Origin of the sequence: Gemmatimonas aurantiaca T-27 (assembly GCF_000010305.1) — a bacterium.
Taxonomy (GTDB): Bacteria; Gemmatimonadota; Gemmatimonadetes; order Gemmatimonadales; family Gemmatimonadaceae; genus Gemmatimonas; species Gemmatimonas aurantiaca.
Window position 1 is genome coordinate 1,335,557 of record NC_012489.1, and the last position, 13,672, is coordinate 1,349,228.

Here is a 13,672-nt window from a genome sequence, read left to right on the forward strand (position 1 = left end):
AACCATTCGCGTCGTCACGTGCTCCGTGACGACTCCCGTCATACATGGCCAACGGCACTGACTACTACGCGGTTCTCGGGGTCCCATCGAGTGCGCCAGCCGATGAGATCAAGAAGCAGTACCGGCGACTCGCGAAGCAGTACCATCCAGACGCGAACCAGAACGATCCCAAGGCGGCCGATCGCTTCAAGGAAATCTCCGAGGCGTACAACGTCGTGGGAGATGCCGAGAAGCGAAAGCAGTACGATGACATGCGTCGTCTCGGCGCGTTTGGTGGCGTCGGCGGTTTCAATTCCGGCTCGGCGCGTCCGTCGTCCCGTCCGTCAGGGTTTGGTGGCACGGGGCCTGGCCAGGGTGGTCCGGGCACATTCAACGACTTCGATGTTGGTGGTCTGGGCGGACTCGGTGATCTGTTCTCGTCGATGTTTGGCGCCGGCGCCCGCGCCCGGAACAAGGGCCCCGAGCGCGGTCAGACCGTCGAGCAGACGGTGGAGATCCCGTTCCGCGTGGCGGCCACTGGCGGCAAGGTGCCAGTGGATATCGAGGTCAACGAAGAGTGCGCGGTGTGTCACGGCAACGGTGCGGCGCCTGGTGCGCAGCTCAAGCCGTGTACGGAGTGCAGTGGCCGCGGCGTCATCTCGTTCGGGCAGGGCAGCTTCGCGGTGAACCGGCCCTGTCCCGTGTGCGTGGGCCGTGGCAGCATCCCGAGCGAACGTTGTCCGACCTGCCGGGGTACGGGAGAAGCACGTGTGCGTCGCAAGGTGCTCATCAGCGTCCCGTCCGGTGCGGAATCGGGGCACAAGGTTCGTCTGCGTGGCCAAGGTGGCAAAGGCGCTGCCGGGGGCCAGGCCGGCGACCTGGTGATCACGTTCGACGTCCAGTCGGATCGCTTCTACAAGCGCGACGGGCTCGATCTCATTGCCACGGTCCCCATCAATGTGGCGCAGGCCACGTTGGGGTCCCGTGTGAGTGTGCGTACGCTCGATGGCAAGAAGGTGGCCATCCGCATTCCAGCCGGCACCTCGGCCGGAAAGCGGTTCAAGGTATCGGGGCAGGGGATCGAAAAGGACGGATCGAAGGGTGATCTGTTGGTCGAGGTCACGATCACTGTTCCCGGTGCGCTGAACGAAGCGCAGGAGAAGGCGATGCGCGATTTTGCCGAGGCGAGTGGCCTCAAGTACTGAGCCCGTGCGTGGTTCGCGCGGGCTTCATGGAGGAAGGCCGATGCGGAGAGCGGGAATCGCGTTGTTGTGTGCAGCACTGTGCGCGCCGAGTATAGTGCGCGCACAAGCGGACACGCGTCCCAGTGATGCACGCACCCCCGAGCGTTCTGCCCCTGAGTGGCAGTTCGAGCAGTGCATGGGGGGCATCACCTATGGCGCGCCGCTCAAGTGGGCGTTGTCGTACGGTATGGGGCTGGTGCGTGAGTCGGACAAACACGATCTCTGTTTTCTGGGCGCGGCAAAAATCGGATTTGGGGGTGCCAGTTTCTCCACGGGTCTCGCGAGCTCGCTGGGACCGTTTGGCAGTGGCACCGCCGTGACCGGCGGTGTGCTGCGCACCTTCAATGATCCGATGGGCGCACTGGCCAAACGCACCTACCTGGGCGGCTCAGTCCACGTGTGGCCGTTGCTGGGATTGGGTGGCGAGATTGGTGTGTATCGCCGCATGGGCACCGATGCACCGGGCACGACGCAGGGGCGCAACATGATCATCTGGTCGGCTGGCTTCGGGTTCTGATTGATGCCGGCCGCGGATCCGCTGCCGAAGCTGCGCGACGTGTGTCTCGCACTCGCCGAGGCGCATGAGGTGACGGCGTGGGGCGAACCGACGTTTCGCGTGAAGAACAAGTTGTTCGCCATGTATGCCAGCCCGCACACGCATCATGGGCAGGGACGTCCGGCGGTCTGGATCAAGGCGCGTCCCGAGAATCAGCGATTGCTCATCGAGGCGGACCCGTCGCGCTATTTTGTGCCGCCCTATGTGGGGCCCAGCGGTTGGGTGGGGGTGTGGCTCGACAAACGTCCGCGGTGGCGTGACGTGATGGAATTGCTGCAGGACGGCTATCGCCAGATTGCACCAAAGTCGCTCCTCGCGCGGCAAGGGGACCGGGTGTAGGTTCGCGCGATGGTTGCTGCTCCATCCTTCGCATCGAACGTGAGACGATCGCCACTGCGATCGCCGGGTGTCCAGGTCACGCTGGGTCTCGCACTGGGACTCGCCCTGGGCATGCTGCTCTCGCATGAACCCACGCCGTCGGCGTTCACCACATCATTGCTGTCCGTGCTGGATATCATCGGCACGGGATGGATCAACGCGGTGCGCATGACGGTGATTCCGCTCGTCGTGCCATTGCTGATCGTTGGTGTGGCGGGCGGCGGCGATCTGTCGGTCACGGGGCGCGTGGGCGCCAAAGCGTTTGCCTGGATGTTGGCACTGCTCGTTGCATGTGCCGCTTTCTCGGCGTTTGTCTCGCCGATCTGGTTCGAATCGTTGCAGCTCGATCCTGCGGCCACGGAACGGCTGCGGGCCACGGCAAAGATCGAGATTCCGCCATCGGATGCGCTATCGCTGCGGACCTGGGTGTTGAGTCTTATTCCACTCAATCCGATCAAAGCGGCAGCGGATGGCACGTTGCTGCCCGTCGTGCTCTTCACGCTGCTCTACGCGTTTGCGCTCGGTCGGGTGGACGACACGCCACGACAGGCGCAGCTCGCGTTTTTTCGCGGCATGGCCGACACCATGTTGGTGGTGGTGCGCTGGATGTTGGCGATCGGTTGGCTCGGCATTTTTGCGCTGGCCACGGTGCTTGGCCAGAAACTCGGATCGTCGGTGCTGGGCGCGATCGGCTTCTACATCATGGTGCTGATCGTGCTGCACCTGGTGGCCACAGCGGGCATTTACGTGGTGATTGCCGTGAATCGCCGTGTGCCGCTACGGGCCTTCGCGCGCGCCCTGTTGCCGTCGCAGGCGGTGGGCATGGGGTCGCGCAGTTCACTCGCGGCATTGCCGGCCATGGTGAAGGGCGCCACCGATGTGCTGCATCTGCCACCGACGGCGACGGGCTTTGTCTTGCCGCTGTGCGCCAGTGTCTTCAAGCTGACGAGCGCGATCTACTGGCCTATCGGCGCGCTGTTCGTCGCAAAGCTGTACGGCATCGATCTGTCGACGTCGAGCCTGTTGCTCGTGGCAGCGTCCAGCGTGGTGCTCAATTTCAGCACGCCCGGAATTCCCAGCGGGGGGATGCTGCTGCAGGTGCCGCTGTACATGAGCGTCGGTCTGCCGGTCGAAGGGATCGGCATCCTGATCGCCCTCGATACGCTGCCCGACATGTTCAAGACACTGCTCAATGTCACGGCCGACATGTTCGTGGCGGTCATGACGGTGCCACGCACGGTGGACGGATCGGCAACGGGTTGAACGACCGGGTCAACGACCGGCTCAACCCCAATCGTTGGCGTCGCTGATGTGGCCGACGGGGGGCTCGTTCCACACGTCCTGCTGACCACGTGGCAACGGCAGAATGTCATCCGATTCATCGGCCACCGGATGCAGGTCTGTTTGCTGCAGCAGGTCGTCGATGAACATCGGCCGCGTGAAGTGGAATCCCTGGACGATGGAGATGCGCGTATAGCGCGTCAGATACTCCAGCTCTTCCGCGGTTTCCACGCCTTCGGCCACGAGGTCCGCGCCGAGTCCCATGCAGAGCGATTCGATGGCGCGCAGGATGCCCTGACTGCGGGGGCGCTGATGAATCTCGGTGATCAGTGAACGATCGACCTTCACTTCGTCGACCGTCATGTCGGCCAGCATGGCCAGCGAAGAATAGCCGCTGCCAAAATCATCGATGGCCAGGCGGCCGCCGGCAGCTCGCAGTTGTGGCAGGACGCCCCGTTCGAAACGATGGGTCACCAGCACTGCATCTTCGGTCAGCTCGAGCATGATGCGATCGGCGATGCCACGGGCCTGCAGCCGCTCGATGAACTGTGTCATGAACGACAGATCACCGGCCTGACGCGCCGAGATGTTGACGCTGAATGAAACGTCGCGACCAAAACGTTCTGTCAGGATGGGCATGTGCTCTGCCACCTGATCCACCACGAACTCGGTGATGGCATCGAGCAACCCCAGTTCGGAGGCCAGTTCGATGAAGGAGTCCGGCATGTGCACCGTGCCATCCGAGTCCACCCAACGCACGAGGGCTTCGAATCCCACCACGCCCCGATTGCGCATGCCGAACTTGGCCTGGTACGCGACCCGGAAGCGGCGATCGCGAATGGCCATGCGCAACCGTTGCTCGGTGTCCATGCGAGCCGTGAGCGCGTGCCCCATCGAGTCATTGAAGTAGGTGGCACTGCCTTTGCGATCGCGCTTGGCGCGATACATGGCCCCGTCCGCGCAGCGACACAACGCTTCGTACGTGGCGCCATGCAACGGATAGATGCTGGCTCCCATCGACGCCGAGGTCATGATCTCGTGTCCTTCGATTTCGAAGGGCTGTTTCAGCGCCTCGATGACACGATCGATGAGAGGCGGGAGATCCGACTCGTCCTGCAGCGGATCGATCAACAGCAGAAACTCGTCGCCGCTGATGCGGGCCAGCGTATCGCCACTGCGAATATGCTGCGTGACGCGCTTGGCGACCGCCTTGAGCAGGGCGTCACCCAGCGCATGGCTGTAGTAGTCGTTGATCTGCTTGAAGTTGTCGAGATCGATGAACGCAAGCGCGAACATGCCCCCGTCGGTGTGTCGACGCAGCGACGACGCGACGATGTCCTGCATCCGCACGCGGTTCGGCAACCCCGTGAGCGGATCGTGGAAGGCGCGGCGTGACAAGTCACGCTCCAGCAGTTTCCGCTCGGTGATATCGAGTGCCGTAGAAACCAGCAGCGGATCATCCAGGATGCGCACCGGCTTGCCGGTCACGAGCAGCGTGCGCTCCTGACCATTGTGCAACACGGTGTATTCACCGGAGCGCTGCTCGCCGCTCTCGAGGTGCTCCTGGAATGCACGCAGGTGGCGATCGCTCTCGGCCTCATCATCCGCCCGCAAATCGAAGGGCAGGCCCGAGGCTTTGGGCAGGAGATCGGTGTGCGACCCGCGTCCCAGCGTAGGGGCAATGGCGTCATTGACCAGCAGCAGATTGCCGCTCTGATCCTGTACGACCACGCCCACCGGCAGCACGCCCATGAGCGCCTGCAGTAGCTGGGCATTCCGTCGCGTCGCCTGCTCGCTGGCCCGGAGTTGGCGCGTGATTTCACGCAGTCGCCGACCTTCCGCCGCATTCTTGTTCGCCGACCGGCTGGCGAGGGCATGCGACACCAGCAGCGAGAATCGACGCGCCAGTGTCACATCGGTGCGCTGGAAGCCTCCGTCGCCGGGCGCGCGCAGCAGGATCAGCACGCCGCGCTGATCATGCGCCCGCACAGGCAGGTGCAACGCGGATTGCTGCATGGCTCCCCGCACCCAGTCTGCCTGCGCATCATCACCCGCAGCCACCTGACACCATTCCCGCGTGGTTTCGTTCGAGAAGGTGGCAATCACCTTGTCGTCCATCACCTTGCGAAACAGCGTGTCGACGGGCCAGCGCGATCCCTGCAGCAGCGGAGGATCGGCGACGATGCACTCCAGTTGATCAGGTGCGTCGTCGGCATCACCCGGTGCGTCCCTGCGCTCGACGAGCATCAGGGCGCTGGAAAAGCTGAAGACCTTTCTCAGGGAGATGAACACACGCCCGAAAGGATCGTCATTGGCGTCAACGGCCAACAACGACTCGAGGGCATCGAGCAACGTCTGCGCCTGGACACCGCCCAGGGCCAGCAGCTCGTTCTCCCGACGCAATCGGAACAGCGCTTCACGCAGTTCTTCGGCGCTTTCGATGCCCGGTGACGGGATCTCCAAGGTGGCGTGTGCAGGCATGACGCCGCCCTCCTCAGGCGGCGAAGCTGACGGCGGAGATCATCAGATTTCCGTGCACGTTGCGATCGTTCAACAGTCCCTGTTCACCAAAGGTGAAGCAGCCGATGAACGGCGCATCGCCGAACGCCTGGCTCACGTTTGCGCTCACGTGGCGAATGTCTTCACCGACCGCCATGCGACAACCACCGCAGTACACGATCAGTCCACCGGCCAGAGAGGCCGTCGAAGGCAGGCCACGGCGGGCCTGCTCTGCGACACGACCCGCGCGTTCGATGAGACGCTGGCGATCGCCGCGCATGGCATACACGCGGTCTCCCACTTCGATGTTGCGGAACGTGCTGAGGGAACCGTCCTGGCCGATGGCCTCGGGGTGTACGAGCAGGTAGGTCGTCACGCCATCGATGCGGCCCGCGTCGGTGGCAATCGGCTGCATGGTGGTGTCCTGCAGGATCGTCCCCCCCGACGGCAGGTGCACGTCGAGCCGCTGGTCGAGCCAACGGCTGTACACTGCAGCGGCGGGTTCACCATCGATCGACAGGATGGTGCGACCTTCGCTGGCGGTGACCACACCACTGTCACCAGCCGGGGTGTACCCGATGCCAGTGACGATGCCATTGGGGCCGGCGGGCTCATAGCCGCCCTGGAACGCATATCCGACCTGGCTTGCCGGGAACAACACGGCCACGACCAGGCCATCGGAATGTGTGGAGTCGGTGCCAAGCTGGCGCCAACGACCCGAGACGTCATTGTCCGCCGCCGAACCGCCGATGATGGGGCAGCCGTCGCCGACGAGCCGCCGCAGGCCGGCGATCACGGCTTCTTCATTGCCAGGGGCCTGGTAGATCCAGATCAATTCAGGCAGTTGTCCTTCACAATCGCACGAGGCCAGCGCCTCCTTCAGCAGGCGTTCAGCGGTCGCCGCCGGATCGTCGCCCAAGGCACCGGCCGCTACGCCGTAGCTGCCGTCTGCGTCGTCGACGAGCAGCAGGCCAATGCTGTTGGCATCCCAAAGGCCCTGATCGGTGATGAATCCACCGGAGGAGCTGCCGCCCAGCAGAGCCGCGTCGGGAAAGCGCCCGCGGAGAAAGTGGCGCAGTTGTTCGTCATCGTGATCGCAGCCATAAAAGGCGATCACGAGCCGTGCGGACGCTTCGCTCGGAATCTGACGATCGAGTGCGTCGAGTGCCGCAGCGGTGGACGAGTGGCTGGCCGCGACGGTCTGAAGCTGTGGCACTGTGTATTCCCTGTATGGTTCGCGGCGCGGGAGCTACTCGGCGTCTCATTGTCCGCCTGGTACTGGCGTCAGCGGCAAAAAATGCGAGCGGGCCTCATCATCGGTCCGCCCACAGCCATGCTGACACTCCCGGCCATGTATACAGGGGTATTTCGGCAGGCGTCGCCGATTCTTGAGTCAGTCCCTGGTCTTACCCGACCAAATCCCGAAATTCACGCAACAGGCCAGGCCAGGCGCCGGTCAGGCGGCCAGAATAGGCAGTCTTTTGCCCGGCACGCGGTCGGGAGCGGCACGCATGCCACGTTCGATGATGCCGCCGCCAAGGACCACGTCGCCATCAAAAACCACGAGTGACTGACCGGGCGAAATGGCCTGCACGGCCTCGTCGAGCGCGAGTTCGATGCCCTGGGGATCCACCCGCACGATGGTCGCGGGGGACGGGCGGGCCCGATTGCGAACCTGCACCTGCACCTGTGCCCCAACGGGAGGCGCTTCGGCGAGCCAGTTGAGCTCACGGGCTTCCACACCGCGGCCCAGCAGGGCCTCGCGTGGGCCGACCACCACCGCGCGCTCCGACGGCACGATTTCCACCACGAACATCGGCTCGGCGAAACCGCCCGGCAGCCCTTTGCGCTGACCAATGGTGAAACGCGCGAAGCCCTGGTGTTCGCCAATGATCTCCCCACTCGCCAACCGCAGCGGGCCTGGCTGCAGGGCCGGCGCATCGGCGCCGAGGTGTTCGGCAATCACGCGCACGTGATCCCCATCGGGCACGAAGCAGATGTCCTGGCTTTCGATCTTCTCGGCCGTGCGCAGGCCAAAGCGGCGCGCGATGTCGCGCGTCTCCGCCTTCGTCTGTGCCCCGATGGGCAGCACGAGACGATCCAGCACCGGCCGATCGATGCCCCAGAGGAAATAGCTCTGGTCTTTGCTCGTATCGAGCCCCCGCACCATGACGGCCTGTCCATGACGGTGGCCGATGCGCGCATAGTGGCCGGTGGCGAGCCACGGCGCGTCGATGGCGTCGGCCTTGTGCAGGAGATCGCGAAACTTCGTGAACGTGTTGCAGCGCACGCAGGGGATGGGGGTGCGCCCACGGGCGTACTCCTGCACAAAATCGTCGAGCACATCGTGGCTGAAATGATCCACGAGGTTGGTCACGTAGTGCGGGATGCCAAGCTTTTCACACACACGACGTGCGTCGCTGGTGGCGTCGAGCGAGCAGCACGGGCGATCGGGCACATCGGCGCCGTCACCGTGCAGCTTCATCGTCACGCCCACCACGTCGCAGCCATGCTCCATGAGGATGGCGGCGGCTACGGACGAATCCACGCCGCCGCTCATGGCGACCAGCACCCGTGCGCCCTTGGGCGGCAGCCCGGCCATCACCAGACCAGACGTATCGTCAGACACTGTCATCGCGTCATGTCCACGCTTCAGAAGTCGACCACGGCAAACGTGGCTGCGGCGGACGGCGCATGACCACCACGCGCCTTGAGCGCGAGTGCGGCCAGCACTTCGACGGTGCGATCGACGCAGGCCTCGGTGCTCAGGGCCCCAAAGGACAGGCGCAACGCCGCATTGGCCAGCGACGTGGGCACCCCCATCGCCGTCAGCACATGCGACGCCGAGACACTCCCGCTCTGACAGGCAGAACCGGCGCTGCAGGCGATGCCGCGCAGGTCGAGCGCCATGAGCATCGATTCGCTGTCGGTGCCGGGAATGGAGCAATTGCTGATGTGCGGGGCACGTGCGGCGCCGGCGCCGTGAATGACGATATCGGGTATCTGCGCGCGCAGCGCCGTCTCGAAGCGTTCACGCAGTGCGCCCAGCCGCTGGCCTTCGATTTCGTGTTCGGCGAGCACCAGTTCGGCGGCTGTTGCAAGACCGACCGCGAAGGCCACGTTTTCCGTGCCCGGGCGACGACCACGGTCCTGCGAACCACCATGAAACATGGGTTCGAGTGGCGTGTCGCGACGGATGTAGAGCGCACCAATGCCCTTGGGAGCACCGAGCTTGTGTCCCGAGAGCGTGAGGAGATCAAACGGGGTGTGTCGCGCGTCGACAGCCACCTTGCCGAATGCCTGCACGGCGTCGGTGTGGAACACGGCACCCGCCTGTCGCGCGGCAGCAGCCAGTGCGGGGATGTCCTGAATGACCCCGACTTCGTTGTTCACCCACATCACACTGGCCACGGCGGTCTTGTCATCGAGCAGGGCGGCAAAGTGCTCGGCATCCACCAGACCATCGCTCGTGACGCGCACCAGATGCTCCTCACCACCTTCCTGGGCGACGCGGTGGACGGCAGCGAGCACCGCCTTGTGTTCGATGGGCGTGGTGATGGCCGTGGTGCGCCCGCTGGTGCGCTGGGTACGAAAGGCGCCCAGGATGGCGAAGTTGTCACCCTCGGTGCCCCCCGAGGTGAAACAGACTTCATCGGGATGCGCCCCGATACAGATGGCGAGTCGTTCGCGGGCTTCGTCGAGCGCCACACGGGCCTCGCGTCCCCATCGATGCACGCTGCTCGGGTTGCCAAAGCGGGGGCCAAAAAACGGCGCCATGGCGGACATGACCTCGTCGCGCACCGGTGTGGTGGCAGCGTGGTCGAGGTACACGGGCTGAGTCATCCCTTAAATTAGGGGGGTCGGCCAGAGAGAGGCACCCTTGACCCCGAGTCCGTCGGCACTCCGTCGATCCCGCTTCTGATACGGCTCCCGGAACATGTTCACGACCTGCATCCACTGCACGACCGATCTGGGCCGGAATGAAGCCTTCGAGGCGTTTCCGGTGGGCTCACGGCTGGCGTTCGACGCTCGGCAGGGGCGCCTGTGGGTGGTGTGTCGGCACTGCGCGCGCTGGAACCTCTCCCCGCTCGAGGAACGCTGGGAGGCGATCGAGGCCATGGAGCGCCGGTTCACCGATTCGCGGCTCCGGGTGAGCACCGACAACGTCGGGCTGGCACGGCTGCGCGAGGGGGTGGAACTGATCCGTATCGGCGCACCCCAACGGCCGGAGATGGCGGCATGGCGCTACGGCGACCAGTTCGGTCGCCGCCGGCGCCGGCAATTGTTGGTCACCGGTGTCATCGTGGGCAGTGCGACAGCCATCATCGGCGGGGTGATGGCCCTGGGCGCATCGGTGGGCAGTTTTGCGGGCGTGTACGCCAATGGCGGGCTGTGGCAGACGCTCATTCATGGCCGCCAGCGAAAGTCGATCGGCAAAGTACACCTGCCCGATGGCACGCTGGTGGATGTGCAGCGTCGGCATGCGCGCATGAGTGCGTTGCAGTACGCCTCGCCCGATGCGCCGCTGCAACTGCGCTTCGAGCATGTGGGCGGCACGTCGCTGCTGCTCGGCGATGACGCGATGCGTGTGGCGGCGCGGCTCATGCCCACGGTGAATCGTTTTGGGGGATCGGCGTCCAAGGTGCAGGACGCGGTGCAGTTGCTGGAAACCGCCGGTTCGCCGATGGGCGTGTTGCTCAACGCGCAGCAGCAGTCCGGATGGCGTGCCGGTGACAAGCAGTGGGGTGGTGACACACCAACCCAGGGTCGTGATCGGCGCACGATGGTGCAGAAGCTGCCCGGCACCCTGCATTCGCTGTCGGTGGAGCAGCGCCTGGCCATCGAGATGGCCGTGCACGAAGAAAGTGAGCGGCGTGCGATGGAAGGTGAACTGCAATTGCTCGAGCAGGCGTGGCGTGATGCGGAAGAGGTGGCGAAGATCGCCGACAACATGTTCACGCCTGCTGCCATCGAGTCGCGGCTCGATGCGCTGCGCCGCGAGCGCTGATTCCCACGCGTCCGCGCGATGTATCAGACCTGCATCCATTGTCTGCGCCCACTTGGCGTGAACGAGTCGATTGAAGCCTTGCCGGTGGGGCGTCGGTTGGCGTTCGACGCGGCGAAGGGTCGTCTGTGGGTGATCTGCCAGGCCTGCGAACGCTGGAACCTCGCACCATTCGAGCAGCGTTGGGAAGCGATCGAACAGGCGGAGCGTGTGTATCGCGCCACGCGGGTGCGTGTGAGTACCGATCACATCGGGCTCGCGCGTTTGCCCGACGACACGGAGTTGGTGCGGGTCGGTGCGCCACAACGTCCGGAGTTTGCCGCCTGGCGGTATGGCGATCAGTTCGGTCGACGTCGTCGACGCACCATTGTGATGAGTTCCGGTGCGGTCCTCGGCGTAGGTGCGGCCGTCGGTGGTGCCGTCGTCGCCGGTGCGGGCATCATCGCCATGTTGCCGCTGCTGCAACTGCTGAATGCCGCAGCGATTGTGTCCCGCACGCATCAGACACGTCGATCGTTTGTGTTGCCGGATGGTGGTGTGTTTGTGCCGGTGGGACTGCCGCGGCTCGTGAAGGGCGGCCCCGACGATTGGGGTGTGGATGTCGGCTATACGGTGTTGCGCAGACCGGACGATCCCAAGCCACTGCCGGGGTGGTTCGCGCCAAGCTGGGACGGAGAAGGCAAGAACGAAATGGGCCGACTGCAACTCTACGGCGCTGATGCCTTGCCATTGCTGCGTTGGGCCATGCCACGGGCCAATCGGGCGGGGGCCAGTCGTTCCACGATTGCCGAAGGCGTGCGGTTGATCGAGGACGCGGGGGGCCCGGACACGTATCCGGTGTGGGCGGCACAGCAGGTGCGCGGATGGGCCGCTCGTTCGTCGTTCGGCGACACCGGGGCTCTCGATGCGATTCCGGCGCCGGCACGACTCGCGTTCGAAATGGCGCTACACGAAGACAGTGAGCGGCGCGCCATGGAGGGAGAGCTCGCGTCACTCGAGCAGGCATGGCGGGACGCGGAAGAGGTCGCGGCGATTGCCGACAATCTGCTGGTGCCTGCGTCTGTGATGCAGCGGCTGGCGCAGTTCAAGCGTGCATTCGGACGCGTGTAGGGCCGCGCGGCTGGATCTTGATGTTGGCTGGCCAAGGGGCGCCCTTCGGGCGCGCTACCTGCAGGATCAACAGCCGGATCAAGCGGTCAATGGCGTTGCTGTATTCAATCCCCCAAAACGCCCGTCATATCCTGCAGTTATCCGGCTGTTGATCCTGCAGGTATCGCCGCCACAGGCGGCCCCACCAGGCCTCACCATACTCCAACACCAATCGAAAGCCCATCAGCCAACCCGCCGCCGCAGCAGCGCGCGCACGGGCGCCGCATCGGCGCCGATCACGGCAAGCGGCGGTGCGATCAGTTCATACACGCCGGTTTCGATATGACGCAGGTCGAGGTTCTCGAGCACGAACGTGCCACGCCCCAGCAAGGCGTGGTGTACGTCGAGCGACTTGCTCTGACGACGATCGACACTGGGAGCATCCACACCCCACAACTTCACGCCGCGATCCACCAGCCAGGTGGCGGCTTCTGCAGTGAGGGCGGGCCAATCGTCGGGAAAAATGCCGGCCGCCGATGTGTGCCCCGTGCGCAGCAGCACGCGGGACACGGCATGTTCTCCGATCAGGCGTTGCAGCAGTGGCAGGTCGATGTCTTGTGCCACCCCGTGCGAGGCTGGCAACGCGACCACCAGTGCTTCGCCGACGAACGCACCCAACTCGAGTCCATCGGAGGCCGGCCACTCGGAGTGCACATGCACCGGCGCATCGGCATGGGTGCCGACGTGAAAGCTGGTCGTGATCGCCGCCAGATTGACACTCTCACCGTCCTCGCGCCGCATGGTCCAGCCACAGGTGAACGGATGATCACCCGGCCATTCGGGCGTACCGGCACCGAGCGGTACGGAGATGTCATGCCACATACGATTCCTCAGCAACTCAGAACGTGGACACATCGAGTGTGGTGACATCGTCCACACGCATCGTTTCTTCCGTGTAGAACGGCTCACCGTAGCGCGCGCGGATCAGCGATCCATAGTGTGCCGCATGGTGAGTCACGATGTCGTACAGCGGCTCTCCATTCGGATACACTTCGCCCGCCTGTGTCGCGCCGTCGAACTGCGACCCGAAACACTTGATGGCGGCGAGCTTGCGCTCGAACTGCGTGGAGATATCGACCACGAAGGTGGGTTTCACGTAGTCTTCGCGATACGCGATGACATGCAGCAGCTTCGTGGGCCGGAACGCGGGGTGATCACCAGGGGCATACTTGGCGAGTCCGCTCAGGAAACACGCATCGCGCACCAGTTCGGTGGTCCGGCGGTGATCGGGATGTCGTCCGCGCAGGGCTGGGGCAATCACGATACGCGGACGCAGGGCCCGCAGCATGTGCACCAGGCGCACACGGGTGGCGTCGTCATTGGTGATGCCGGCGTCAGGCAGCCCGAGATTCTCGCGGACATGGATGCCCATCACCTGCGCCGAGGCGGCGGCTTCCGCCGCCCGCAACTCGGCCGATCCCTTGGTCCCCATCTCACCCTGTGTGAGATCGAGAATACCCACGCGGTGACCGGCATCGATCGCCTTGATCAGGGTACCGCCGCAGGTAAGTTCGGCGTCGTCACGGTGTGGCGCGACGGCGAGCAGGTCCAGAGACTGAGGGGAAGTCATATCGGAACGTA

At 64.6% G+C, this 13,672-nt stretch carries 12 protein-coding genes; 6 read left to right on the forward strand and 6 right to left on the reverse strand.

From position 1 onward, the window contains the following. Positions 1 to 44 precede the first annotated feature (44 nt). The 4 genes from GAU_RS05735 to GAU_RS05750 are packed head-to-tail and all read left to right on the forward strand — an operon-like array spanning position 45 to position 3,420. A complete protein-coding gene (locus tag GAU_RS05735) occupies positions 45 to 1,184 on the forward strand; it encodes a DnaJ C-terminal domain-containing protein (protein ID WP_012682613.1) in 1,140 nt (379 codons plus the stop codon). Positions 1,185 to 1,224: 40 nt separating this feature from the next. Continuing rightward, positions 1,225 to 1,740: a hypothetical protein gene (locus tag GAU_RS05740; protein WP_169307601.1), complete on the forward strand. Its 516-nt coding sequence runs from the start codon at positions 1,225 to 1,227 to the stop codon at positions 1,738 to 1,740. Positions 1,741 to 1,743: 3 nt separating this feature from the next. Further along, the gene (locus tag GAU_RS05745) at positions 1,744 to 2,118 is read left to right on the forward strand and encodes an MmcQ/YjbR family DNA-binding protein (protein WP_012682615.1); all 375 of its coding nucleotides are present in this window, start codon (positions 1,744 to 1,746) and stop codon (positions 2,116 to 2,118) included. Between the two features lie 39 nt (positions 2,119 to 2,157). Next, positions 2,158 to 3,420, forward strand: coding sequence for a dicarboxylate/amino acid:cation symporter (locus GAU_RS05750; protein WP_012682616.1), 1,263 nt, complete (start codon positions 2,158 to 2,160; stop codon positions 3,418 to 3,420). 21 nt (positions 3,421 to 3,441) lie between these two features. Here GAU_RS05750 and GAU_RS05755 read toward each other — a convergent pair whose 3' ends face one another. The 4 genes from GAU_RS05755 to GAU_RS05770 form a co-directional block, all read right to left on the reverse strand. Continuing rightward, complete coding sequence (locus GAU_RS05755; RefSeq protein WP_012682617.1) at positions 3,442 to 5,919, reverse strand: putative bifunctional diguanylate cyclase/phosphodiesterase; 2,478 nt, start codon at positions 5,917 to 5,919, stop codon at positions 3,442 to 3,444. Between the two features lie 13 nt (positions 5,920 to 5,932). Then, positions 5,933 to 7,153, reverse strand: coding sequence for an FIST signal transduction protein (locus GAU_RS05760; RefSeq protein ID WP_012682618.1), 1,221 nt, complete (start codon positions 7,151 to 7,153; stop codon positions 5,933 to 5,935). Positions 7,154 to 7,393: 240 nt separating this feature from the next. Continuing rightward, positions 7,394 to 8,572 (reverse strand): tRNA 2-thiouridine(34) synthase MnmA, encoded by a 1,179-nt coding sequence (mnmA, locus tag GAU_RS05765; protein WP_052574262.1) that lies wholly within the window; start codon positions 8,570 to 8,572, stop codon positions 7,394 to 7,396. A gap of 17 nt (positions 8,573 to 8,589) precedes the next feature. Continuing rightward, the gene (locus GAU_RS05770) at positions 8,590 to 9,780 is read right to left on the reverse strand and encodes a cysteine desulfurase family protein (RefSeq protein ID WP_012682620.1); all 1,191 of its coding nucleotides are present in this window, start codon (positions 9,778 to 9,780) and stop codon (positions 8,590 to 8,592) included. Positions 9,781 to 9,874: 94 nt separating this feature from the next. Here GAU_RS05770 and GAU_RS05775 point away from each other — a divergent pair, with 94 nt between their 5' ends. After that, entirely contained in the window at positions 9,875 to 10,945 is a 1,071-nt protein-coding gene (locus GAU_RS05775; protein ID WP_012682621.1) for a hypothetical protein, read from the forward strand. 57 nt (positions 10,946 to 11,002) lie between these two features. Further along, positions 11,003 to 12,052, forward strand: a complete 1,050-nt coding sequence (locus GAU_RS05780) for a hypothetical protein (protein ID WP_156798922.1) — start codon at positions 11,003 to 11,005, stop codon at positions 12,050 to 12,052. Between the two features lie 222 nt (positions 12,053 to 12,274). Here GAU_RS05780 and GAU_RS05785 read toward each other — a convergent pair whose 3' ends face one another. Next, a complete protein-coding gene (locus GAU_RS05785) occupies positions 12,275 to 12,913 on the reverse strand; it encodes a cyclase family protein (protein ID WP_012682623.1) in 639 nt (212 codons plus the stop codon). A gap of 16 nt (positions 12,914 to 12,929) precedes the next feature. After that, positions 12,930 to 13,661: a bacillithiol biosynthesis deacetylase BshB1 gene (bshB1, locus tag GAU_RS05790; protein WP_012682624.1), complete on the reverse strand. Its 732-nt coding sequence runs from the start codon at positions 13,659 to 13,661 to the stop codon at positions 12,930 to 12,932. Positions 13,662 to 13,672: the final 11 nt, after the last annotated feature.